The 23830-nt window shown below is 43.7% G+C and carries 20 protein-coding genes; 7 read left to right on the top strand and 13 right to left on the bottom strand.

Annotation, left to right across the window (positions count from 1 at the left end; genetic code table 11):
* The first annotated feature begins 29 nt into the window (after positions 1-29).
* Genes ABIE26_RS10920 through ABIE26_RS10905 form a run of 4 tightly spaced genes read left to right on the top strand, consistent with a single transcriptional unit; the run spans position 30 to position 5022 of the window.
* Positions 30-1706, top strand: a complete 1677-nt coding sequence (locus ABIE26_RS10920; RefSeq protein ID WP_310143135.1) for a glycoside hydrolase family 28 protein — start codon at positions 30-32, stop codon at positions 1704-1706.
* A gap of 29 nt (positions 1707-1735) precedes the next feature.
* The gene (locus ABIE26_RS10915; protein WP_310143139.1) at positions 1736-2212 is read left to right on the top strand and encodes a hypothetical protein; all 477 of its coding nucleotides are present in this window, start codon (positions 1736-1738) and stop codon (positions 2210-2212) included.
* Positions 2213-2267: 55 nt separating this feature from the next.
* The gene (locus ABIE26_RS10910; RefSeq protein WP_310143141.1) at positions 2268-2774 is read left to right on the top strand and encodes a hypothetical protein; all 507 of its coding nucleotides are present in this window, start codon (positions 2268-2270) and stop codon (positions 2772-2774) included.
* Positions 2764-5022: a carboxypeptidase-like regulatory domain-containing protein gene (locus ABIE26_RS10905; protein ID WP_310143143.1), complete on the top strand. Its 2259-nt coding sequence runs from the start codon at positions 2764-2766 to the stop codon at positions 5020-5022. Before ABIE26_RS10910 ends, ABIE26_RS10905 begins: the two co-directional genes overlap by 11 nt.
* 4 nt (positions 5023-5026) lie before the next feature.
* Here ABIE26_RS10905 and ABIE26_RS10900 read toward each other — a convergent pair whose 3' ends face one another.
* The 13 genes from ABIE26_RS10900 to ABIE26_RS10840 all read right to left on the bottom strand — a co-directional run bounded on the left by ABIE26_RS10900 (position 5027) and on the right by ABIE26_RS10840 (position 21100).
* On the bottom strand, positions 5027-5518 hold the full coding sequence (locus ABIE26_RS10900; RefSeq protein ID WP_310143146.1) for a hypothetical protein: 492 nt from the start codon (positions 5516-5518) through the stop codon (positions 5027-5029).
* Positions 5519-5551: 33 nt separating this feature from the next.
* Complete coding sequence (locus tag ABIE26_RS10895; RefSeq protein ID WP_310143147.1) at positions 5552-6394, bottom strand: bifunctional helix-turn-helix domain-containing protein/methylated-DNA--[protein]-cysteine S-methyltransferase; 843 nt, start codon at positions 6392-6394, stop codon at positions 5552-5554.
* Positions 6395-6601: 207 nt separating this feature from the next.
* Positions 6602-8917: a hypothetical protein gene (locus ABIE26_RS10890; protein WP_310143149.1), complete on the bottom strand. Its 2316-nt coding sequence runs from the start codon at positions 8915-8917 to the stop codon at positions 6602-6604.
* Positions 8847-9893 (bottom strand): hypothetical protein, encoded by a 1047-nt coding sequence (locus tag ABIE26_RS10885; protein WP_310143151.1) that lies wholly within the window; start codon positions 9891-9893, stop codon positions 8847-8849. Before ABIE26_RS10885 ends, ABIE26_RS10890 begins: the two co-directional genes overlap by 71 nt.
* Positions 9894-9970: 77 nt before the next feature.
* Complete coding sequence (locus ABIE26_RS10880) at positions 9971-10582, bottom strand: ExbD/TolR family protein (protein ID WP_310143154.1); 612 nt, start codon at positions 10580-10582, stop codon at positions 9971-9973.
* Between the two features lie 36 nt (positions 10583-10618).
* Positions 10619-11197, bottom strand: a complete 579-nt coding sequence (locus tag ABIE26_RS10875; protein ID WP_310143156.1) for an NAD(P)H-dependent oxidoreductase — start codon at positions 11195-11197, stop codon at positions 10619-10621.
* Positions 11198-11265: 68 nt separating this feature from the next.
* Positions 11266-11832 (bottom strand): Crp/Fnr family transcriptional regulator, encoded by a 567-nt coding sequence (locus tag ABIE26_RS10870; RefSeq protein WP_310143159.1) that lies wholly within the window; start codon positions 11830-11832, stop codon positions 11266-11268.
* Between the two features lie 71 nt (positions 11833-11903).
* Complete coding sequence (locus ABIE26_RS10865) at positions 11904-13103, bottom strand: TlpA disulfide reductase family protein (RefSeq protein WP_310143162.1); 1200 nt, start codon at positions 13101-13103, stop codon at positions 11904-11906.
* Between the two features lie 22 nt (positions 13104-13125).
* Entirely contained in the window at positions 13126-14049 is a 924-nt protein-coding gene (locus tag ABIE26_RS10860) for a DUF4465 domain-containing protein (protein WP_310143165.1), read from the bottom strand.
* 7 nt (positions 14050-14056) lie between these two features.
* On the bottom strand, positions 14057-15538 hold the full coding sequence (locus tag ABIE26_RS10855; RefSeq protein ID WP_310143166.1) for a RagB/SusD family nutrient uptake outer membrane protein: 1482 nt from the start codon (positions 15536-15538) through the stop codon (positions 14057-14059).
* Positions 15539-15567: 29 nt separating this feature from the next.
* Positions 15568-18963, bottom strand: a complete 3396-nt coding sequence (locus tag ABIE26_RS10850; protein ID WP_310143167.1) for a SusC/RagA family TonB-linked outer membrane protein — start codon at positions 18961-18963, stop codon at positions 15568-15570.
* A 314-nt stretch (positions 18964-19277) separates the two neighbouring features.
* Positions 19278-19844 carry an RNA polymerase sigma factor gene (locus tag ABIE26_RS10845; RefSeq protein ID WP_310143169.1) on the bottom strand — a complete coding sequence of 189 codons (567 nt, stop codon included), beginning with the start codon at positions 19842-19844 and terminating at the stop codon, positions 19278-19280.
* Positions 19845-19900: 56 nt separating this feature from the next.
* The gene (locus ABIE26_RS10840; RefSeq protein ID WP_310143172.1) at positions 19901-21100 is read right to left on the bottom strand and encodes a FecR domain-containing protein; all 1200 of its coding nucleotides are present in this window, start codon (positions 21098-21100) and stop codon (positions 19901-19903) included.
* A gap of 187 nt (positions 21101-21287) precedes the next feature.
* Here ABIE26_RS10840 and ABIE26_RS10835 point away from each other — a divergent pair, with 187 nt between their 5' ends.
* The 3 genes from ABIE26_RS10835 (at position 21288) to ABIE26_RS10825 (ending at position 23777) form a co-directional block, all read left to right on the top strand.
* Positions 21288-21875: an HPP family protein gene (locus tag ABIE26_RS10835; protein WP_310143175.1), complete on the top strand. Its 588-nt coding sequence runs from the start codon at positions 21288-21290 to the stop codon at positions 21873-21875.
* Between the two features lie 104 nt (positions 21876-21979).
* Entirely contained in the window at positions 21980-22558 is a 579-nt protein-coding gene (locus ABIE26_RS10830) for an RNA polymerase sigma-70 factor (RefSeq protein ID WP_310143178.1), read from the top strand.
* A gap of 79 nt (positions 22559-22637) precedes the next feature.
* Positions 22638-23777, top strand: coding sequence for a FecR family protein (locus ABIE26_RS10825; protein WP_310143182.1), 1140 nt, complete (start codon positions 22638-22640; stop codon positions 23775-23777).
* Positions 23778-23830 lie beyond the last annotated feature (53 nt).

Here is a 23830-nt window from a genome sequence, read left to right as displayed (position 1 = left end):
ATTTATACCCCTTTTTATCCGATTGAATTATGAAATTTCCAATTGTAGAAATAAACGATCATTTGTCACGTCGCGCGTGGCTGAGTAAAGTTTCTGTTCCGGCCATTGCTGTAGTTGGAGCAACAATGGTCAGTGCCAGGAATCCAGAGGCCGTTGCTGCTTCAGGTGTATTTGACATAAGGGATTATGGTGCAAAGGGAGACGGAAAAACCCTCAATACATCGGCAATACAGACTGCCATAGATGCCTGCAGCGGGGCAGGAGGAGGGAAAGTACTTATCCCCACCGGCACATTTTTATCGGGGACATTACAGTTAAAATCTGGTGTAACCCTTTATCTCTCGGCAGGAGGAAAGTTGCTTGGCAGCCCTAAAAGAGAGGATTATACAGCTGGAAAAGGCGTTCCTTCGGGTAATGGCAATATTGTATTCCTGTATGCTGTAAATGCAGAACGACTGAGCATTGAGGGGAAAGGTACCATTGACGGGAACGGACTTGCTTTTTATACAGGAAAAGGTGATAATACCGGTCCGGGCCAGAATGGTGTAGGAGGAAATTTCGACCGGCCGCACCTGCTTATTTTTTATCAATGCACAGAATTGCGCCTGCACGATGCGTTTTTACAGGCAAGTGCCTATCATTGTATCCGTTTGCTGCAATGCAGGCAGGTATACATTGATGGCGTCAGGATTTACAACCGGGTAAACAAAAATAACGATGGTTTTCATTTCAGCAGCTGTCAGTACGTACACATCAGCAACTGCGATGTGCAATGTCAGGATGACGCCTGTGCGCTGTTCGGCAGTAATAAATTTGTAACCGTCACCAATTGCAGTTTCAGCACACGCTGGTCTATCTTTCGTTTTGGAGGTGGGGAATCCCAGAATATTGCTATTTCCAATTGCCTGATCTATGATACTTACGGCTGTCCGATAAAGATCAGTGCTGGCCGGGCCAGCATAGAGAACTTTACTTTTTCCAATATCATCATGCGAAATGTAACCGGCCCTATAGGTATTGGCTTTAGCGGAACCGGGAATAACAATTCGGCCGCTGCAGGTTCTGCATCCAAGCCCTTTGTCCGAAATATATCATTCAACGGCATCAGGGCATCTGTGGTTGCGCTGCCGGTACCTCATCCGGATATTCATTTCGATCTGCATACCTGGGAGGGAGAAAAAAACTCCTGTATCACGCTGAATGGAATGGACGATCATTACCTGGAGAACATCAGTTTTACAGATGTACAGGTAACGTATGCTGGCGGAGGAACACTGGCACAGGCAAATAAAAGAGAGGTGCCTAAAGTTGCCGCCGAGTATTTTGGAGTTTGGGATACGGCACCCGGAGGACCTCCTGCTTACGGTCTCTATGCCAGGAATGTTAAAGGACTGACCTTGCAAAATGTTAGACTTGAATTTGAAAAGGAAGACAGCCGGCCTGCACTTGTATTGGATAATGTTCAGGATGCGGCGATCAACGGGCTGAATATAAGGGGCAGCATGGATGCCGAATCTTTACTGAGGATTACAAATTCTAAGGATATATTGTTTACCGCCACACGTATTTTAACCCCTTGTCAGGTACTGTTAAGCCTGGAAGGTCCCTCAAATGAAGGGATACAGTTTGATGGCGGAGATTTAAGAAAAGCAAAAAAACAGGTAGTTTATAGTGGAGGTGCAAATGACAAATCTTTGAAAATCTAATTAACCAAATCACACATAAAAACAAGTAAATGATGAAAAAGCAAGTCTTAATTTCAGTAATGCTGTTTTTTACAGCGCTTTCAACAATTTTAACACTCTCCGGATCGGCCAATGCACAGGTGATTTATGCCCGGGTAGAACTCGAAAACTTTGACAGAGTTACAGATTTCAATTTTGACAACGAAGAGGCTGACCTTTTTGTGAGGCTTTACTCCAATTCTGCATGTACTGTCCCTTACGTTGTACCGGCAGACATGCAAATTAATCTGCGGTACGATTACGCCTGGAACGATATTTACCAAACCGGGTCAAATTACTATTTTGGTTCCGCTGTTATACCGTCAGGGGAATCAGAAGTCTATCACAACAGGGTTGTTACAGATGGTAACGATTATTGGGGTGGGTACTGGCCAGGTTCGGAGCACATTTGGACACACACGATTCTAACTTATACGGTAACTTCGGGCGCAGGTTATTATGCTTCAGCGACAATAGAATATAGATAGTTATGATGTAATTACAAAGGGGCTGCTTTTGCTGCCCCTTGCTAATAAAAACTTTATGAAAGCAGGTATACCCTTATTGTTGCTATTCGCAACGATTGTCGCATGCTCATCTGTAAAAGATCAGAAAGTAAAAAGAATCATGAGACCCGAGGTTTTTAAAGGCGCCAACCTGTTGCTGATAGAGACTAAGCACCATACGAATCAGAATATCTATTTGCTGCAAAAAGAATTTACAAAAAGAGGATATCATGCAACAGTTAACCGGCAAAAGTTTATGGTGTCTACTACCGATTCTATCATAGAAAAAGGGACTGCCGTTTATCTTTTTAATGCTGTAGTAAAGGACAGTACTATTGAACTCAGTGGGAAATTCAATTTGAAGGTGGTTGCTTCTGCCTTTGGTGGTGCTGAACTGGTTTACAAATATGATATTGAATATACAGGCTCAAACGCGAACCTTTCAAAAAAGCTGTTTGCGCTATTAACCGATATAGCAAAAGATATAAATGGTAGGATCATTTATGTAAATGACAAGGAGAAAAAAAGAGGGTATGTGTTTTAAACTGCTGATGCTGTTTTGTTTTTTGAGCATTTCCGCCAGTGGGCAATCGGTAGGCGAACCTATGATCCACGATGTAAAGCAGATCAAGGCAGTAGTGGATTCGGCCAGGAAAAACAAGCCCCAGGAAAGATTGTACCTTCATCTCGATAAATTCAATTATCTTTCTGCAGATACCATCTGGTTCAAAGCTTATTTGCTGGAGGGGCCGTATTTAATGCCTTCTACAAAAAGCGGGATATTTTATGTAGAACTGGTTGATGAACTCAGCAATGTGATCAGCCGGATGAAATTTCCTGTGAGGTATGGATTAGGTTGGGGTAATATCGGCCTGGCGGAAAAAGATCTTCCTACAGGTCATTACGTACTGCGGGCCTATACCAACTGGATGCTCAATTTTGGAGAAGAGGCAGTTTATACTACAAGTATTTACATCAGCAATATGGGTAGCGTCGCTACAAAAAGAGCTTTTAATTCAGGGAAAAAGGAGCGGTCTTCAATGGTTAAGCCAAATGAGGGACCGTACTTAACGATCAGAAATCCTGTTGATCAGCCTTCTGTTGAGGTCACCATTGCTGTACAGGACGAACCTAAGTACACATCGGAATGTTACCTGGTGGGACAATCCAGAGGTGTTGTCTGTTACGCCGTTCCAGTTAACTTTAATAAGGGAAAAATGGTAGCAAACATCATGAAAGAAATATTTCCAACTGGTATTGCGCGCTTTACCTTGCTTGATAAAAAATTCAAGCCATTGAAAGAACAACTGACTTATATCGATCATCACGATCAGCTGAAGATGAGGATCAGCACTCTAAACGACAAGCATAAAACTCAAGACAGTATTGCATTGAATATTCGGGTTACTGATCAGGAGGGTAAACCTGTCGAAGGCAGTTTTTCGTTAGCTATAACCGATGACACTGGTGTAAAGCTAAAATCTGAAACAAAACAAAGCAATATTGTTGAATATATGCTGAAGAATGCAGAATTAAACAGGCAGAGTGATGACAGTCTGGAATTTGCAAAGGAATGGGTGGGCTATAACTGGAAAGATATATTAAACACTGCTCCTCAAAAGTATAAGGCAGAGCCCGAATTCCTGATCACAGGAAGGGTGAATTCAACATTTAAAGGATTGGCGCAGGCAAAAGTAAGCTTGTTTTCACAAAAGCCATTGCTAATCCGGGACACCGTTGCAGCGGCCGATGGCCGGTTTATCTTTAGGAATCTACCCGTTGCAGATACTACCGTTTATAAAATACAAGCAACTAATAAGAGAGGTGGAAATTTTCTGGTTACCCTTGAAGTAGACGAATGGATACCCCCGGTGTTTAAACCGTTTTCGCGGAACGATTTTGTAGAGACAGATCTGCAGGACACTGCCTTTGCTAAGGTGGTGAAAAATAGTATTGCATCGAGAAAGCAACAAGAACAGCTAAACGGTAAAATGCTCAACGAAGTTAATATAGCAGCAAAGAAAATAGTACGGGGCTCCTATAACTTAAATGGTCCGGGGGGAGCCGATCAGATCATCAGCGAAAATGAACTCCAAAAGGAAGGGAAGAAGACACTTTACGATCTGTTGTTCCAAAAAGTGTCCGGATTGAAAATCGGCAGTTACGTGTTTCCGCCTTCAAAAATCAGGAAGTTTGGAATGATGATCAACGGACAGTTAATGAAAGTGGTTATTGATGGGGTGGATGCAGACCTGACCTATCATTATTATCAGATTATGGATACAGCCGACGATGAAAGGGAAGGCATGCAGGAAAGGTACCAGTTTCTAAAAACCAACCTGGAGTATTTTACAGCGGAAGATATTACAGGAATAGAAGTGATGTATAATAGCCAATTCAATATGAATTACAATAAAAAATTTCTGAGTACAAACGAACTGATGTTTAATAAAGGCGGAGGCTTAACCGGAGTAGGCGGGGTATCAGGAATTGATTATGCTTATGTTGAAGTTACTACCCGAAGTAAAAAGGGGCCGTTCATGAAACCTACACCCGGTACTTATTTGTATAAGCCACTACCCTTTTCTTTACCCCTTAAATTTCAATCTTCCGGATATGGCGGCACAATTCATTGGGAACCCAATATTGTGACCAATGAAAAAGGAGAAGCTGTTGTTTCTTTCCGTGCCGGGGCGTTGCCTGCCACTTACACCATTGTTATGGAAGGCAGTGACATGAACGGACAGCTGGGCTCGGTTATCAAGCCTGCTTTTATCACAATAACCCAATAACCTGTTACTTACAATCCGTTTTTGTAAATACAATGCCTTGCCCGAATTTCAGTGCAGAACGATCTTTAAACATCATTTTGCCGTTTTTTTCAATTACCTCGCCGGTGCCTTCATAAATTTTGCCATCGTCTTTTTTTACAAAAACAACTTCCCGTACCGAACGCATGCCTTCCGAATCGAAAATGTATTCTGCTACGATGGTATCGCCCCTCAGTTCACCGGTAATTTTACCTTTGTTGTTGTCTTTCTCAAACAATTTATAGTTCAGGTCTCCGGTCAGCTCATCTCCGTCAATATCCAGTTTCAACGATGCGGTATCCCCTTTCCCCGTGTAAGCATAACAGGTACTGCTTTTTTTAGGATTAGCCGAAGTAAAGGTGGTGTCCACTGCAATCACCTTAGCCGGACTGTCCGACGTAATCTTTTTCCTGTTTTCACTGTTGCAGGAAAGTATAACAAGCGCAAATAATGCCAGTATAAAAGTAAATGGTTTCATGTCTGTACAACAAGCAGGCTGATCCGATTGTTTTTAGGAACCAATTTTTGCCGCCTCCCAGCCAATCATTGCGGTTTTACGGGTGCTGCCCCAATGGTATTCCCCAAAATCACCGGTCGACCTGATTACCCTGTGGCATGGAATCAAAAAGGCTACGGGGTTATCTCCAACTGCCGAGCCTACAGCTCTGCCTGCCTTTGCGTTATCCATCTCAGTAGCAATATTGCCATAAGTGACCAGTTTACCCATTGGAATTTTGATAAGGGTTTCCCATACTTTAAGCTGAAAAGGCGTTCCCTTTAAATGCAGTTTGATTTCCGAAAGCCGCTGCCAGTCCTGTGTAAAAATGTACAGGGCATTTTGCTGTATCATATCCAGCATTTGCCTGTACTGCGCATTGGGGAAGCTTTTTTGTAGTTCTTCGAAAGCCCGCACCTCATCTTCTGCAAAAGCCATATAACAAATGCCCTTAGGGGTAGCGGCAACAATCAGCGATCCAAAAGGGCTTTCTGCAAAACTGTAATTGATCTGCAGCTGCTCACCGCCATTTTTGTATTCGCCCGGTGTCATGCCTTCAATATTAATGAAAAGGTCGTGGAGCCGACTGGTACCCGATAAGCCGGTTTCGTAAGCCGCATCAAATAAAGTGGCCTGTTTATCTTTCAAAATGCCTTTGGCATATTCTACACTCAGGTACTGAAGAAATTTTTTTGGTGTTACGCCTGCCCACTCCTTAAACATCCTTTGGAAGTGAAAGGGGCTCAGGTGTACATGCTCAGCAATAGCCTCCAAAGAAGGCTGGGCTTTAAAGTTTGCTTTTAAATAACCAATTGCTGATGCAATCCTGTCGTAGTCAATTTTATTTAACGTTTCCATGATCTGAAATTTGGTACAACAAAATTACTACGGCAAAAGAAGGTATAAAACCCGGAACTTGCGGTGTTAGGTTTGACAGCATCTTTAAAAGGGTGGTAAAAAAGAAGCGGGAATGACCATACCGATACATTCCCGCTCATCTAAATTAACGCTCTCATATACATAGACGCTCTATTCTCTCAAATATTGTGTAGGGCATCAAATATTTTAATATTTTTTGTCGTAGCTTCTGAAATACCCGCATTCCTGTATGGCCTCGCGATAAAACCGGGTATCACTGTACTGTTGTTTTAGAGCTGCAAAATGTTTACCGAAAAATACCTCGTTGATGTCAGTATTCCAGTAATTCGCATCTTTTTTCTCCGGATTGATGTACCCCCGGTTATAACTTTCATTGCGTTCGCACTTTGCGGCCATAAAAGTATATCTCGCTTTTAGCTCCTTATTCTGTGTCGCATTGGCTGCCATCAGGTAGTACTTTTCTGCAATTTTATTGGAAAGCAGCATGGGCTTAAAAACCTCAGGAATGTCAAAGGCAGTTGCCCCATCCGCACTCATGATTCCTGTTTGATAAAACGACCGGGCATTGCCATAAAAGGTGAGGTTATAAAAGGCATTGGCCAGCAGATAGGCATTGCCGGAAATATTTTTACCGGCTTTTATATCTGCTTTCATCTTTTGCATGGTCCTCAGCACGTCAATATCCCGTAGTTTTTTGGTCTGCTTCATGGCATGGTCGCAATCGTGGCAATCGTTTAAACGCATGTTAAAAGGATTGGCAGGAAACGCTCCGCCCTCATTGCCTATTTTATCTAAAATGGCTATGGCCTCATCAAGTTTATCCTGGTAGGTCAGGACCAGCGACTGGTGAACATACAGATCGTTCAGGTCATAAGGATAATAACGCAGCATGGCCTGTTCAAATGCAGTTTTATCCGGCTTCTGCAAAAAGCTTTTCATCCGCTCAATGTTCTGGTTACTGGCATAAAACTCATGGTAGTTTTTAAAGGCATTTGATTTGACCAAATCGCCCTGCCTTTTATACAGATCGGCAATATCGCTGATGCTTTCCTGTAAGGCGCGGGCAAATCTCAGTGAAGGAATGGTGTCCTTGCCCTTGTTCAGGTCTGAAAACCAGTTTAAGGGTTCGGTCATCTTTACCTCTGTAGCCGCGTCAATTTTTTTCAGTCCCTTTACAAATAAGGTCCAGTCCAGTATTTTGTATTGCGCCATCAGCAGCTTATTCCCCGCTGGAATTTGTTTTTTGGCCTTTTCATAAAATTTTGTGGCCTCAATATTATTTCCGTCCATAAAATTGAGGTAACCTGCAGCAAGGTTCCAGAAGTAAGGTTTTGCTGTATTGTATTTCAACGCAATGCCGCTTACCAGTGCTATATTTTGTTTTAAAACCCTTTTCACGGCAGTATCCGGATTGCTCTGATAGGAACCATTGACATCGTATTCGCTGATGTTAATGATCCTGGACAACAACAAATCCAGTTTCTCCGATTTAGGGTCCAGCTTCACAATTTCATTGATAGCGCGCTGCGGATCATAATGGATGCCCAGCAAATGCCATAGGGTAACCTTTTCGGCCGAAGTTCTGGCCAGTCCGAGCGTTTTTTGCCAGTCGGCTTCCTCCAGTGGGCGAAAGCTCCACTCGCTGGGAATCTTGGCCTCATGGGAATAGTCGTAACACAAGCTGTTCAGGTAATTGGATAAGGCATAATTTCCATGTTTATAATGCCAGCCGGCCACATAGCCCAGCGCCCTGTAATACATCATGTTTTTAGGAAAAGCACTTTTAAAATCGTCAAAAGTTTTTAACGTTTTCGAGGCATCAGCAGAAAGTGTGGAGTCATTTCTTTCACTGAAGTGATAGTACCGCACCAGCTGAAACCAAACACGTTGTTTAATGAACTTATCTTTCGTTGCTTTGAAATGCTGTTGCAAAGTTTGCTCCATTTGAGAGGGTGCCTCTATTTTAGGCTGGGCTTCCCAGGAATAAACAATATCGGTTGCTGCAAAACTTTCGCAGGACTTGGCCAGCTGCAGGTAGTCAAAAAACGCATGCACTTTCTTTTTGTTGAGCTGCAAAGATTTCAGTTGAGGTGCATTTTTTGGCAATTCATTGCTTTTCCCTTTAAGGTTGTTGTATACCGAGTCAATGCCTTTTGCAGATGCTTTGAAAAGCAGGTATTCAAGGGCAGGTTTCTCCAGAATTTGATCAAAATAGGCATACCAGTCGTCGGTTACAGCGGCATTGTAGCGACTGGTATTGCTTTCATAAGGCGACCCGTAGCCTCCGCCATAATAGGAAATGTATTCCGTATAAAAGAAAGGCGTATAGTCCTTTGAAACAAAAGCCTCAGGACTAAAACTGGAATATTCATAGTCGAAGCCGTAGTCGGCACAGGCCCATACCACACCGCCCAGGGTCAGACTGGATAAACTAAAAATAAGCAGAAATTTCTTTGAAATCCGCTGCTTTAAACGCTGATAAATTGAGGTTGCCAAGTTCATAATAGATGATTGTTCTTTTGTCTTTTTTATTTAAATGGGCTGCCAGTTGTTTTGCCGCCTCGTCTAAAGTCTCTTTATTGCTTTCTTCCAGTTTAAAAATGTCGCCGGCCTTTATATAGATACCCACGGTAAAAAAGCTGTTTGTTGCCACATATACATCCTTCTGTGCTGTTTGCTTAAAGTTAGCGGTATTATTCAATTCATTTCTCCCTATTTTTCCGTATACCTGGATAATTTTGCCGTCCCTGATCTGCAAAGACCAGGAAAATACAGGTAAGGCAATATCTAATGGCAAAAGGTAATTAGGTAAACTGCCAATGTAAGCTGCAGCGTCCTTGGGGTTGTAAATTGAATTGGGGGCTTTGAGATCTGCTGATAATTTTCCCATGTTGTAAAACATCAGTACGCCCCGGTCAACTGGTGGCACACCCGTTTTGAACTGGTATTTCACCTGATGTAGCCTGATGGTGCTTTCCAGTGCTTTCCCGCTGGTGTGTTTTAATGATTTCAGGAAACTGAAATAACTTTCTTTGGTGCCCAATGTCCAGTCGCAATCAATTTGTATGGCCTGGTAAACAATCCCCTGTTTCTGAGCCAGTTTTTTTATGAGGGTATTGCTCTTTACAGCTAAGCTGTCAATACCATCTTTTCCCAGCCTTTCAAAAGTCTGGTTGGTGATAAATATCACCGGAACAATGTTTTGAAGAGAAGGACTTTTGTTGAAGCGAACAATGGCCTCAGGATAGGGGTGTCCTGTTCCGGCATCCCATTTAATGTCAAAAAAACGAACGTAAAGTTTACTGCTCCCCGAAGTCTTTAAAAGGGAAGTTTGTGTTTCATCAGGTTTAAAGTTCTGTTTCCAGTAATAAAATGCCGTACTTGCTGCACTGTTTTTTTTACAGGAACCACAACATACCGTCAATAAAACCAGACAGGTGATTGCGTAAAAGCGTATGCAGAGCGAAATATTGGCCATATACCCATCTGCTCAATAATTCCGCCAAAGTTTGCTGAAAATAAAAAAGGGGCCGTGTATGCCCAGATTCTCCCGGCTTACGGAGTAGCTTCTGCATTGGTCAACAGGCTAAATTTATTAATTTTCTGTTTTTGCAGGACGTCGATGATCCTTTTAACGGAAGGATATTCTTCTTCCGCATCTCCTTTAATACTGACCCTCATGGCAGTCGAATGCAATTCGGCAACGGCTTGTCTGGAATGCAATATCCAATCGGCAAGCTGGTTATTTGCTGAATCAGCAGGGATTCCGGTTTCCAGGCCTGAAGCAGTCCGTTTTGTGCCATCCATCATGACATACGCTTTGAGGCTTTGAACAGGCACACCGAAAGAACCGAGTACACTGAATCTCTTTTTCTCCTCAGCGCTAAACGCTATTTTATATTGTTTGCCCATCTTTTCCAGCATGGCAATCTTAATGTCCTGGCCAGTTGCCTCAAAGAAAACCTTTCCTTTTCCAATCGTCAGGATCGCAATGTCCTTGTCTGGCACCTTGATTTTATAAGTAGAAGTTGGGATTTTCACATCCAATGGATCTGGTTGTTTCGCTGTGGCAGTTAAAATAAAAAAGGTGAGGAGCAGGAAGGAGACATCTGTCATGGCCGTCATATCAATGGTCAAGGCCTTTCTTTGGACTTTTACTCTGGGCATACTGATAAATTTAGGAGTGGATAAAATGGAATTGAATTAGCGTTGTTGCAGACCTAAGTTGTAAATCTGGTTGATCCACTTTTGTCTTTTTTCTGGTGTAGCGGTTTTGACGATGCCTACATAGGTCACCTTTACGGGTTTTATCCCGCAGAATTCCAGCGTGCTTTTTTTCAATTGATTGACGCTTGGCCTGCCGTACATCAACCGGTAATACCATCCCGGCTGATCCAGAGTAGTGATGATCCGCGCAGTTTTGCCTTTCAGCAGTTTGTCCCACCAGATGGAATTTTCCCGGTATTGATAGGTAAGCCCCGGCAGAAACAAGCGGTCTATAAACCCTTTCATGATGGCCGGCATGCCGCCCCACCAAACCGGATGAATCCAAACGAGGTGATCTGCGGCTTTTATCTGCTCCAGACTATCCAGCAAATCCGGTTCTAAACCCATTCGTTTGGTATAGCCAAATTGTAAGTTTGGGTTAAATTGAAGCGCGCCGACATGGATAACAGATACAGTAGCGCCTGATTTTACCGCGCCGTCTTCATAAGCTGTTGCCAGTGCCTGATTGAAACTTTCCTTATTGGGATGTCCGTTTATGATAAGAATTTTGGTCATTTTGTCCTGATGCTAATTTGTTCGGGACAAAGGTATCTCCAGGCAGATTGTGGCTACAGGACATTTGTCTATAAAACCACCTCTCTTCTTAAGCGGCTGAGGTGCCTTGGCGTGATACCGAGATAGGAGGCGAGGTATTGTAAAGGAATCTGCTGAACATATACAGGCTGGTTTTCCAGAAGATCCATATATCTTTTCTTCGCTTTTTCTTTCTGGAAAAGGAATAATCTCTTTTCCAGTTCCAAATACTGTTGCTCGGCAATCATCCTGAGAAATCTGGTCCAGTTCAGGCTGGATTGAGCGAACTGATCCAGGTCGGTCTTCTGGATAACCAGCAACTCCGCTGCGGCCACGGCCTGAATATTTTCCAAAGTGGGCAATCCGGTAATAAATGATGAATATGCGGTTGTTAGGGTATTTGGAAAAGTGATACAATAAGTGATTTCCTCTCCGGATTCCGGACTAAAGAAAGACCTCAGTATACCAGTTTTAAGAAAGGCAACCTCCTTACACAACTGACCTTCCTGAATTAAGAAATCACCTTTCTTAACGGACCTTAATGTAGTCTTTTCTTCAAAAGCGGCAATCTCTGCCGGAGTAAAAATGTCAAATGAATTTAGAAAGGTGTGAATCATCGGGTTAAAAATTTAAAACAACAGCCCGCTATGATGCCGGGCTGTTGAACAATATGTCGCGAAAATAATAATTAAAATTTAGCGCCAAATTTGTTGCCGTACAATTCGATCAGTTTTTTGTCCATCCATAATCCCCGCATGTTCCGGGTGATGATTTCCCCTTCGGGGCCAATCAATACACAGGTGGGGATGCCGTTAAAATTATAGATTTTAGAAAAGTCGCCCGTAAAGGCTTTCAGGTCAGAAACCTGCAGCCAGCTCATCTGTTCGTCGGCAATTGCTTTTAACCATTTGGCCTTGTCGTCATCCATAGAAATGCTGATCACTTCAAAACCAGCAGGATGATACAGTTCATATGCTTCTTTCAAGTGGGGGATGTCGGCCCGGCAAGGCCCGCACCATGAAGCCCAGAATTCAAGCAGGGTGTACTTTCCTTTTCCAACATGGTCTGATAATTTTACCGGATTGCCATCTTTATCGTTAAATGCAAAATCAACAAACTTTGAGCCTACAGCCGTCTTTTTTACAACTGCAGCTTTTTCTATCAGGCTTTTACCTCCTGCCGATGCTTTTAATTCAGGCGACAATGAGGCCAGGGTTTGATCTATCTCGCTCGCGGTAAAAGTGCCGATATTCTTCCTGGCTACATACAAGGCAACAGGGTTGGCGTTGTTCTGTTTGATGAAATTACTTACATAACCCAGCAAAACGGCCTTTGTAGCGTCAATGGCTTCCACCAGTTTTATGCCTTCAGCTATCGGGCCCTTCTGTTTGTCTTTCCCTGGGTTCAGATACTTAATGTAAGCATCAAAAGCTGTGCTGTTTTGCTTCTTCAAAGGCTCATAGCCGTTAATGTATTTTACAAAAAGCTCATGTGTGGCCGAACCTTTTACTTTGACCTTATCGTAAGGGTAACCACCTGTATAATTCAGTTCAAGCTCCGTTGCATTGCTATCAAGCGGAGCAGATACGCTGATTTTTTTATTTTCTACAAATAGGGGGATTGCTGATCCGAACCGTTGTTTAGGCTGTTTCCCAAAAACAATGGTATAAAACTGTGGATAGGCCACGTTGCCCTTAAATTCGAATGTTCCGTTTTTGACCATAGTACTGTCCTGTATTTTACCAGGATTATCTTCGGCTCTCAGGTATACTTTCTGTCCTTCGGTAGCTCCGGTAACATTTCCGTTGATGGTAAAGCCGGTCTGGCTATAGCCCTGTTTTGCTGCAAGCGCCAGTAACAAAACAAATGTAAATGATATTCTTTTCATTGTTATCTCTGTTTTTTGGTTTTTATTTTCTCAATCGTATTCCGTCAAGGCAAAAATAAGGTGCTATATTGGCATTAATTGTACCGTTGTAGGAGTTAGAGAGGCTGAACACCACCTTTGTTACAGCACCCAGACTGCTCAGGTCCATTTTCGACCAGTCTGGTGCAATATAGCTGGCTGTCGGATTGGCAGGATCAGCATTGGGGCGTATGGCCAGCCAGTAATCTACTGTTCCTGTAGCCGAACTGCCATTGTAGCCTTTAGCCGTCAGTTTAATGTACCCGGTATTGAGTTTGATCATGTTCTGCCCGCCCGGACCAGGCAAGGTAAACCTACCATATAAGAGGGTAGAAGGATTGGCAATATTGATATTCTTTACCTTTGTTCCGGTGATGGAGTAAGCCTGGGTAACCGGATCCAAGGTGCCCGAAAAAATAGAACCATAACTTTCCAACAGAAAGTTGTAGGTCGTATTGGCTACCAGCACATGCTCAACCACAGCTGCTTTTTCAAGTGTAAATGCAGCATCTTCGTCTTTTACAGATGCCACCAGGAAGTTGTTGGTCTGATTAGGGACAGTAGTATAAACGCTGTAGATGCAGGAGTCGACACGGGATTTGGTTCCGGCCGGAGTAAGTCCGCCCGGAGGAGGAAAATCAGGGCTCAGTCCCCATGGATAGGAACGCCAGTTTTTATTGGACAGGGCAAACCCTGTAAAAGTACCATCAGGATTATTTTTTACATTGAAAGTAACCACACCAGATTTGTCATTGCCCGATTTAAACGGAGCTGTGGGTACCCTGAATGTAAAATCAGCCAGCTGCTGATCTTCAAAAGTGATGTCTTCCGGATAAGGGACCAGAACTTTACTGTCCTTTTCACAAGCGTAGAAAACAGTGCTGCCCAATGTCAGCAGCAGCATCGCGATATATTTATTTATGCTCATAACTATACTATTTTAAATCAGGGTTCTGCACCATTAATGGATTGTTTACAATCTCAGCATCTGGGATGGGCCTGCATATTTTATTTTCCTCCAGGATCTTTCCATTTTTCAGGGAAACAATCCAGGGTTGTCCGTTGGTCTTAAAACGCAATGCAGCAAAAAACTCACTCCCGTTTTCCAGAAAGGTTTCTGTAACGATCTCTTTAAAGATCATATCCATAAGCTGGTCTGCATTGGCCGGGTTTAAGGCTGGCAATACCGGTGTAACCCGTTTTGACCTCATTTCGTTGATGGGAGCAATGGCCTGGGCCGGTGTGGCTCCGGTACGGGCCAGCAATTCGGCTTTCATCAGGTACAGTTCCGGGTAGCGGAAATAGTAGGCCGCATACTTTTCGTCGGGCGGACTGGCAACCTGGCCGGCATAGCGACCTAGTCTGGCTACTTTTTTAAAGGTATAGCGCATGCTGGCATCCCAGGTTTCAGCACCACGCACCGGACCCGTAACCACCGGCCATCTTGGGTCTGCGCTGAACCAATCGAATCCGCCAACCAGGCCAGCTGTTGCTACTCCACCTATGGGCAGCGGAAGTTTGGTGCCGCCGATCTGCGAGAGGTAATAGGTATAGTAGTAGCCACCTTTTGAGGATCGGGTGCCATCATCTTCCAGGTATCGCACAAAAAGGTTCTCTTTGGAATCCCAGGAATTGGCATAAACATCTGCCAGGTTGGCCTCCATAGCAAAAGAGGCAGGATGATTGGCCAGAACATCGTTTACCAGTCCAAGTGCCGATTGCAGATCTGCACTGATGTTCTTATAGCCCGCACGGTAAAGGAGCAGCTTAGCCTTCAGTGCTTTGGCGAACTGTTTGGATACATAACGAGGACTGCTGAAATCTGAAAGGTTTGCAATGGCAAAGTCGAGGTCATCATAGATCTTTTTATAACTTTCACCTACATTTATTCTGGCTTTTCTAATGTTGTCCAGGCTTGCTACTTCATCCCTGTACAATAATCCATAAGGATCTGTATCGTCTGCCCACCAGTGGGTATAGTTCCACAGGATATTGGCATTCACCCAGGCGCGTAAGCAGCGGCCTTCAGCAATAAGCACATTTTTATCATTGGCGTTGACAGCCGCATCGGGCAATTTGCTGACACCCGAAATGGCAAAGTTTGCTGCATTCAGGCTTTTGTAAAAAGCTGTCCAGGAGGCAGCTCCGATATTGGTCTGGTTGTAAGACATGTCATATTCCCGGGTGCTAAAGCGTACAAAGCCAGCTTTCGACGCCTGTGCCACGTATAATGCGCCAGACCAGTCGTCATTCTGGAAGCTGGCATATATTCCACCTATCGCAGCCTTGGCAGTAGCCATGTCCTTAATCGCATTGGCATCCGTAAGGTTATGAATGGGTTGTATATCCAGGTAATCCTTGCAGGACAGGATAGAGATACTACCAAATAGCAGGAGGGTATATATGATCTTTTTCATGTTTGTGCGGTTTTTGTGATTCATGACCATTATTTGAAGGTGAATTTAACGCCCAGGTTATAGATCCTGGCCGACGGATAATAACTGTTGTCTACCCCCATTCCGGTGCCTATGGCACTGCTCGACCAGTTACCCTGAGGGTCAAAACCTGGATATTTGGTAAGTGTAAACAGATTGGAGGCCTGGAAAGTAAAATTAATTCCCTGTATCAGCTTGTTTTTAAAGATATGCTCCGGCAGGCGGTAGCTGATGTTCAGTGCATTCAGGCGAATATAAGAGGCATCATATAAAAAGGCATCTGAAAAGGTACCGTTATCCCCATCCCCATAATGTGTCATCCTTGGTATGCTTGCCTCATACGGACTTAAAAGGGTAGCGCTTTTTCCTGCAATCAGGTTACTGTGGTTATAGTTACCTACATAACCCACATCGTCCAGCGGCATTTTCCAAAGTCTCATGTTTCCGTACGAGTAAGTAAAAGTGGTATTTACCATAAAATTCTTATAGTACAGGGTCATTCCAAAGCCTCCGTACATCTTTGCATCGGCACTGCCCAGTTTTACTTTATCCTCGTCGGTAATTGCCCCGTCCCCGTTCTGATCTATAAAGTAAAGGTCACCTACGTTTTCGGTGTTCGTACGGTAATATGCCTTTGCTCCTGTAGCTGGATCAGATTTTTGCAATGCAATAATTTCTTCCGGTGTTACAAAGAGCCGGCGTGCGGTCTGGAAGCCAAACCATTCCCCGGTACGGTCGCCTTCTTTCACGGTCATATATGGCGTATAATTGTCGGGGAAATTCAGTTCTTTGGTAATGCCGTTGATCTTAAGGATGTGGTTTACATTCCTGGATGCATTGAAGTCAACGGTAAAGGTCAGGTCGTTTTTACGGATTACGTCCACCTTAATGTCAAATTCAACGCCTTTGTTTTTGACTGAGGCCACATTGGCGCTGATATTGGTTAATGACGAACTTGGCGGCAGGGGAAGATTATAGATCAGATGGTCTGTATTTTTCTGGTATACACCAAAAGTACCCCTGATCCTGTCGTTCCAAAGGCCAAAATCGATACCCGCGTCTTTCATCAGGGTCTGCTCCCATTGCAGCCGGTAGTTGCCAATAGAACTTGGTGCCATAGCAGGGCTTTCGTTATACCTCGATGAACCTACACGGGTAATCCAGTCATAATCGCCCAGGTTTTGGGAACCGGCTTTACCAATGGATGCCCTGATCTTTATGTAGTTGATGATTTTTCTGAGCCCTGCGCCTTTCATAAAATTTTCTTCTGTAAGCAGCCAGGCGACAGCTCCTGAAGGGAAAGTACCCCAGCGCTTACCCGGTCCGAAACGTGATGAACCGTCTCTCCTGATGGTACCCGAGATGATATAGCGGTCATTGTATTTGTAATGCGCCCTTGCAAATTCCGAGATCAGTGCATTCTCTGTAAATGTTTCTTTCAAGGCACCACGCGTGGCTCCCGAAGTAAAATCGTTCAGGATATCATCATCCGGGAAATTGGTGGCATTCATTTCGTAGGTAAGGCCATTGTTTTTTTCCATAGAATAGCCCACAAGGGCTGTAATGTCGTGCTTACCAAAGTTTTTGGCATAGGTAAGTGTGTTTTCCCATACATTGGTCTGTATTTTAGGGTTGATCCATGTGCGTTCTCCTGTGGCATTAAAAGTGCTCCCTTTGCGCATATAGGTAAGGCTTTGGGAGTTGTTGTAATTGGCCGTAAAGGCTGTCTTGATTACGAGTTCTTTCAGGATGGCATATTCCAGGTAGCCGGTACCATTAAAAATCTGGCCGTTACCGGCTTGGGTATTCAGCAGGGTGGTGTATGGGTTTTCCGTATAAGGGTCTCGCGTGAAAAGTGAGCCGTCAGGGTTATACGGAGGAATGTCAGGACGGATCTGCTTCAACACCGTTAGCATATAATCTTTATCGTCGGTTTTGCGCGAGGAGCCGCTGAGGTTCAGGCCAAACTTCAGCCCCTTGCGGATATTGGCTTCCAGGTTGATCCGGCCGCCATAGACCCTGCTGCTCCCCGTCTTTACAATTCCCTCATTATTGGTGTTGTTTAACGAAACATAGTAGGCAATGTTCTCTGTACCGCCCCGCAGTGAAATGTCGTGCTGCTGGGTAAGCGGGTTTTGGGTCATTTCTTTAAGCCAGTTCGTGCTCCCTTCGTAATACGCTCCCGGAAGTATTTTGAAGGAATTCCGGTTAAATTCGCTGGTGTTCAGGTTCAGAAAGGCCTGTTCATCAAGGTATAAACGGGTAAAATAGTCCATGGCACCCGCCCTATAGGCTTCTTCCCTGGCAGCAGCATCTGCAAAACGGATGTATTCCGGCGCTTCCATATACTTATAACCGTTGAAATCCTGCCGCATGTAACCCAGGCGACTGGAAATTTCAATGGTCGGTTTTTGGCCGGTAATCCCCCGTTTGGTGGTTACAATCACCACGCCGTTTGCCGCCCTTGAACCGTACAATGCTGTTGCAGAGGCATCCTTTAAAATGTCTACGCTTTCCACATCGTTCAGGTTCAGGTTATACAAGGAATTTTGAATGTTCCCCGTAGTTGATGTTGAATAATCCGGTACGCCATCGATTACCCATAGCGGCTGGTTGTTACCCGACAGGGAGGATGCACCTCTGATTACAACACTGATAGGTGAGGTAGGAGAGGCCGATTGTATGGCAACATTTACGCCAGAGGCCCTGCCCTGGATCAGGCTTTGAATGGTTGCACCCATTGGTGCATTTTTAACATCCTTTTCGCCCAGGCGTGCTACAGATCCGGTAACGTCTTTCACCTTGGAAGTTCCGTATGCTGTCACTACAATCTGTTCCAGGCTGGGAATATCCAGCTCCATAGAAACGTTAAAGTTTGTCCGGTAGCCCAGTTTCAGCTCGCGTGTTTTATAACCAATGAAGGTATATACCAAGGTAGCATTTTCTTTTACATTACGCAATATAAATTCTCCGGTATTGCTGCTGATGCTGCGGTTGCCGGTACCTTTTTCGGTAATGGTAACACCTGCCAGCGGATTTCCTTTTTCATCAGTCACTTTTCCCCTGATATCCGTAGCCTGCAGAATTTCTACAAAACGCTGGATGAATGTTCTTGGCCGGTCTTTGATCACCACGGTCATCTCTTCCAGCACATAAGTCAAAGGCTGTTCAGAGAAGCACAAGGCAAGAGCTTCTTCAAGCGTTACATTTTTTACATATATGCTAACTGGTTTTGCTGCCTTAAGCGATCGGGCATTCACAATAAAATCGTAACCACTCTGCTTTCTGATTTGTGCTACGATTTTTTCGAGAGAGGCGTTCGATTCATTTAATGTTATTCTTTGGGCAAAACCTGCTGCGCTGACCTGTAAAAGAAAGGTGGTCATTATGATGATGGTTAACTTCATAATACGCAATATTTGGTTCGGTCTGCTGGCGCATAGCTCAGACCTGAATGAATGGTAAAATTTCATACATTTGTTTGGGTTTTGGGTTGTTGATAATTGTTGTTTCCGCAATAAATTAAGATGTAACCCAGGCTTTTCCAGGTTCGGCTCCAATCCGGGCCTGGTTTTTTTGGATTACAGTTAAGTAGCTTTAAGTCATAACTGTGGTTCTCCTTTCTTTGGTTTTGTTTAGTGGTTCTTCATACTTCTTTTGGCAAGCAGTATAATAGTATGTCGGCACAGAAATGGCCAGGTAGTAGAAAAAAGAATAAAAATTAAAAGAATAGGGAAACAATTAATTTTCCAAGCTTCATTTTCAGTATTTTAATAGAATTATTGATCTGTTTTTTGACCGTTTTTTCGGATATATTGTATTTCTCAGCAATCTGTTTTTGAGATAAATTTGCTTTTCTGCTCGACTCAAATACCTGCCGCATTTTTGAGGGCAGCAGTTCAATTTCCTTTTCTACCAGTCTGGCAAGTTCTTTTTCCCTGATGTAATTATCAGTAAGGTATTCCCCCTGATCTATAAAATCCTGCAAAGATTCAACATAACCGTTTTTTACTTTTCGGTGCGAAAACAGATCGAATACCTTATACCTAACCGCAGAATACAGGTAGGCTGACACGGTCTTATTTATCGTCACACTATCCCTGGTGAGCAGGGATAGAAATACTTCCTGAACAATGTCATTTGCATCTTCGTTATCTTCAGTGAGTTTAAAGGCGTAGATGTACAGAAGACTTCCGTACCGTTTATAGATCTCGCCAAACGCGTTCTTTTCACCGGCATGGAGTAAATTCAGTAAGTGGCTATCTGGAAGTCTGCTATAATCCGACATTGTCTTATCCCCTCAAGCGAATATAACAATAATTCATAAAGAATTAATAGCCGGCATTAGTTCATGATCAGGATTTTTCTCCCCTCTACCTTAAAGTGCAGATCTCCGGTCTCTTCCAGTATTTTTAATACACTGGAGATATTTTTGGAACGCGATACGATACCAACAAAAGAGACATTTACTGGCTTGCCCTCAAAGCTAATGTCCACGTCATACCATCTGGATAAGTCTTTAATGATGGTTTCAATGGGCTCCTCCCTGAAAATGAACAGGCCATTTTTCCAGGCCATTTCGCTTTCCAGATCAGGGCTAGCCACTATAGGAGTAGCCTGCGAAGCGCTGACTTTTGATTGTTGTCCGGGTTTCAGCAATCTGGAGTTTCCTGAAGATTTTTGTAAAACATTGACACTGCCTTCCAGCAGGGTTGTTTTGGTCACCGCTTCGTCGCTGTAACTGCTGATGTTAAAATGGGTGCCTAAAACTTCCACTTCCTGTTTGTCGGTAACCACGATAAAGGGCACCCGCTCTGTCTTGCGGCCCGAACTTTCTGATGGAGAATTTATTTTTGCTATTTCAAAATACGCTTCACCAGTAAGCTCAACTTTACGCACACCGGCATTAAAATCTATAGGATATTTTAGGGAGGATTCTGCATTTAACCATACTTTTGATCCGTCGGGCAGAGTGATCTGGTACTGACCCCCACGCGGAGTGCTGATCGTGTTCATTAATGTAAGCCCTTTTAAATGAGGCCGACCGTCAGATGCGGCATCAACATTGTAAACCAATTGTCCGTCCTGGGTTTTGGTAACCGTTATGCCGGCCTGTTTGGCCAGGTTCCCATTGGCTGCATCTGTTAATGATATTCTCGAACCATCTGCCAGGGTCAGTGTAGCCTTATTGCCCCCGGGAACAAAATCCTGTCCGCTCTTTGCCAGCTGTGCGGCAATAGAGTTGTCCGATAGTTTACCCTGTATAAAAAACAACCCGGCAGATAAGGCGATCAGAATGGTGGCAGCGATGGCAAGGTAACGATAGGGCCTATTTTTTAATTCAAGGTTTTTACCCGTACCCGCCTTTGTGCTGATGCCTTTCCATATGCTTTTATAAGCCGATTCTACCTGTATGGCCTTTGCGTTAAAGGTTTTTCCTTCCAGTTCTTTGAGCTGCCAGCTTTCTACAATGGCCTGTTCTTCTTCGTTACAGGTGCCCTGAAGGTATTTTTCTAATAATTCTTTTGCGATATATTTGGTCATAATCTTTAAACCATGTCATCCCTGGTTTAATAATATGTCGGTTCAGAGGCGTCCAGGTAGCAGTAAAATATAAAGAAATTTTAGCAATGCAAAATTTTATCTCAATAAGCATCAATTCATTGGTTTAAATAAAATTCTAGTATATTACTAGATTTAATCCTATTTTTGCGGCGAAATTTGAAACTACATGCCGGGAAGAATCATTAAAAAGCAGTACAGAAAAGCCAGGTACATCCTCTATCGTGAAACCTTAATTGATACCAAAGAACATGTACTGACCTTTCTGGGCTCTTTTACCGGTATTGCATTGATTGGCTTGCTGAACAGCAAATACCTGGTTGCAAGTGATAACCTTTTCCTGATCGGCTCCTTTGGTGCTTCATCTGTGTTGGTCTACGGCATCATCAATAGCCCCCTGGCCCAGCCCCGTAACCTTATCGGTGGTCATGTCATATCCGCGCTTATTGGTGTTACCGTTTTTAAACTTTTTTCTACCGAGATCTGGCTGGCCTGCGCCCTGGCGGTTTCATTAGCTATAGTTGCCATGCAGGTTACCAAGACCCTGCACCCTCCGGGTGGTGCAACGGCATTGATAGCCGTTACCGGAGGTAAAAAAATTGAAGCCATGGGTTATATGTATGTATTGTCGCCCGTCTTATCCGGCGTACTGATCCTGCTGGCTGTTGCCCTGGTGTTTAATAATTTAAGGCACAGAAAGTACCCTTCAACGCCAATACTTAAACGACGAAAAACAGTTCGGAACACCCATAAATAGCACATTTATATTTTTAACATTACGGTAATACAATATAAATCTTAAATTGAAAAAAAACTGCTATCATTGGCAATCTGTATTTGTGTTCAATTTTGGGTTTATTCATGACAGACTATAGCAAACTTACTGATCTCGAACTGGCGACTTTATTAAACGAAAGCGATGAACTTGCCTACACCGAGATTTATAATCGCTATAAAGGTGTTTTGTACCTGCATGCCTACAGCAGATTAAAGAATGTAGAAGAAGTGAACGACATGATACAGGAACTTTTTGCAAAGCTGTGGGACAAGCGCAAAACATTGATTTTGAAGACCAATCTTTCCAATTACCTTTACACGGCAGTAAGGAACAGGGTAATCGATTTCATTGCCCATAAAAAGATCGAATCAGATTACATTTCCGGTTTCCAGCAATTCATCAACCAGGGAGAAGCGGTTACAGACCACCTGCTGAGGGAAAAGGAACTGTCCCGGATCATTGAAGATGAAATACAATCCCTGCCCTCAAAAATGAGGCAGGTGTTTGAACTCAGCCGCAAACAGAACCACTCACATCGGGAAATTGCTTATGCGCTTACTTTATCTGAAAAAACCGTTAAAAAACACGTCAACAATGCCTTGAAGATCCTGCGCGTAAAGCTGGGGAGCCTGATTGTGCTGATGTTGATTTTGCTTCATTGATTTTTTTATTTTTTTTTACGCCCAGCGCGCCGGCTGACCGTCTATACATCATCGCACTACATAAATGTGTGTTTTGATTATGGAAAACAGTAAAGCTAAAGATTTATTGAAAAGGTATTCGGAAGGAAAATGCAGTCCTGAGGAAGCAGCTTTGGTGGAAACCTACTATAATCAATTCAATGCCCGGGCAGGTTCGGAATTAACCGGCGAGACATTGGAAAAAAACCTGGACCTGGTATGGGATAACCTCAGCACCCGCCACAAAAGGAACAACCATAAACTATGGTACGGTTTGGCCGCGGCAGTAGCATTGATCACTGTTTCTGCAGGGTTGTTTTTTGCTTTGCAGTTGCAGCATACCAAAAAACCTTCTGCCGTGCTTTTGGCTGATCTGAACAGCATTGCCCCGGGTACAGCAAATGCGGTACTTACCCTGGCTGATGGCAGTAAGATTTCATTGGACAGTGCCTCAAGGGGACGTATTGCGATGCAGGGCGATGTTGCCCTTAGTCGTGGTGCGGATAACAAACTGGTATATACCCATGGCGGGGATGTAAGCAACCCAAGCATGCTCAATACCATTGAAACGCCCAAAAAAGCGGAATTTCAGCTCAATTTACCCGATGGCACTAAAGTTTGGCTTAATGCGTCGTCCTCTTTAAGTTATCCTGTCGCTTTTTCAGGGAAAGAAAGATCAGTTATACTTACTGGTGAAGCTTACTTTGAGGTTGCGCATAACAAAACCATGCCATTTAAGGTACGGACGGGCACACAGGAACTGGAGGTGTTGGGTACCCATTTTAACGTAAACGCTTACGGAGAAGGCAGGGGCATCAGGACAACACTTCTGGAAGGAAGTGTAAGGCTGAAGCAAATTGGAAGTACGGACACAAAATTGTTAAAACCGGGTCAGATGGCGGTGCTCCGCGGAGAAACTTTTGAAGTGGGGCCTGCAGACACCGAGTCGGAAATCGCCTGGAAAACCGGCTATTTCATCTTTAATGAGGAAGAGATCCAGTTTGTGATGCAGAAAATATCGAGATGGTATGATGTAAATGTAACCTACAGTCCGGGCCTTCTGGAGAAGAAACTCAAATTCGGTGGTATTGTATCCAGAAACCGGAACCTGGCGGTGGTACTGAAAACAATGGAACGCACGGGTAAAGTGCGGTTCAGGCTTGAGGGTGAAAAAAACATAGTTGTACTGCCAAATAATTAAATATAAACCAGCTAACAGAAAAGAAAAGATATGAAGACCTGATCCTTACATAA

Origin of the sequence: Pedobacter africanus (genome assembly GCF_040548825.1) — a bacterium.
In the GTDB taxonomy this organism is placed as follows: domain Bacteria; phylum Bacteroidota; class Bacteroidia; order Sphingobacteriales; family Sphingobacteriaceae; genus Pedobacter; species Pedobacter africanus_A.
Note: the sequence above shows the minus strand (reverse complement) of the source record. Positions and strands in the feature narration are given on the sequence as shown.

What these genes read in the sequence shown, in the direction of transcription:
- ABIE26_RS10920 (WP_310143135.1), top strand. Translation starts at nt 30, where the DNA reads ATGAAATTTCCAATTGTAGAAATAAACGATCATTTGTCACGTCGCGCG.
- ABIE26_RS10915 (WP_310143139.1), top strand. Translation starts at nt 1,736, where the DNA reads ATGATGAAAAAGCAAGTCTTAATTTCAGTAATGCTGTTTTTTACAGCG.
- ABIE26_RS10910 (WP_310143141.1), top strand. Translation starts at nt 2,268, where the DNA reads ATGAAAGCAGGTATACCCTTATTGTTGCTATTCGCAACGATTGTCGCA.
- ABIE26_RS10905 (WP_310143143.1), top strand. Translation starts at nt 2,764, where the DNA reads ATGTGTTTTAAACTGCTGATGCTGTTTTGTTTTTTGAGCATTTCCGCC.
- ABIE26_RS10900 (WP_310143146.1), bottom strand. Translation starts at nt 5,518, where the DNA reads ATGAAACCATTTACTTTTATACTGGCATTATTTGCGCTTGTTATACTT.
- ABIE26_RS10895 (WP_310143147.1), bottom strand. Translation starts at nt 6,394, where the DNA reads ATGGAAACGTTAAATAAAATTGACTACGACAGGATTGCATCAGCAATT.
- ABIE26_RS10890 (WP_310143149.1), bottom strand. Translation starts at nt 8,917, where the DNA reads ATGAACTTGGCAACCTCAATTTATCAGCGTTTAAAGCAGCGGATTTCA.
- ABIE26_RS10885 (WP_310143151.1), bottom strand. Translation starts at nt 9,893, where the DNA reads ATGGCCAATATTTCGCTCTGCATACGCTTTTACGCAATCACCTGTCTG.
- ABIE26_RS10880 (WP_310143154.1), bottom strand. Translation starts at nt 10,582, where the DNA reads ATGCCCAGAGTAAAAGTCCAAAGAAAGGCCTTGACCATTGATATGACG.
- ABIE26_RS10875 (WP_310143156.1), bottom strand. Translation starts at nt 11,197, where the DNA reads ATGACCAAAATTCTTATCATAAACGGACATCCCAATAAGGAAAGTTTC.
- ABIE26_RS10870 (WP_310143159.1), bottom strand. Translation starts at nt 11,832, where the DNA reads ATGATTCACACCTTTCTAAATTCATTTGACATTTTTACTCCGGCAGAG.
- ABIE26_RS10865 (WP_310143162.1), bottom strand. Translation starts at nt 13,103, where the DNA reads ATGAAAAGAATATCATTTACATTTGTTTTGTTACTGGCGCTTGCAGCA.
- ABIE26_RS10860 (WP_310143165.1), bottom strand. Translation starts at nt 14,049, where the DNA reads ATGAGCATAAATAAATATATCGCGATGCTGCTGCTGACATTGGGCAGC.
- ABIE26_RS10855 (WP_310143166.1), bottom strand. Translation starts at nt 15,538, where the DNA reads ATGAAAAAGATCATATATACCCTCCTGCTATTTGGTAGTATCTCTATC.
- ABIE26_RS10850 (WP_310143167.1), bottom strand. Translation starts at nt 18,963, where the DNA reads ATGAAGTTAACCATCATCATAATGACCACCTTTCTTTTACAGGTCAGC.
- ABIE26_RS10845 (WP_310143169.1), bottom strand. Translation starts at nt 19,844, where the DNA reads ATGTCGGATTATAGCAGACTTCCAGATAGCCACTTACTGAATTTACTC.
- ABIE26_RS10840 (WP_310143172.1), bottom strand. Translation starts at nt 21,100, where the DNA reads ATGACCAAATATATCGCAAAAGAATTATTAGAAAAATACCTTCAGGGC.
- ABIE26_RS10835 (WP_310143175.1), top strand. Translation starts at nt 21,288, where the DNA reads ATGCCGGGAAGAATCATTAAAAAGCAGTACAGAAAAGCCAGGTACATC.
- ABIE26_RS10830 (WP_310143178.1), top strand. Translation starts at nt 21,980, where the DNA reads ATGACAGACTATAGCAAACTTACTGATCTCGAACTGGCGACTTTATTA.
- ABIE26_RS10825 (WP_310143182.1), top strand. Translation starts at nt 22,638, where the DNA reads ATGGAAAACAGTAAAGCTAAAGATTTATTGAAAAGGTATTCGGAAGGA.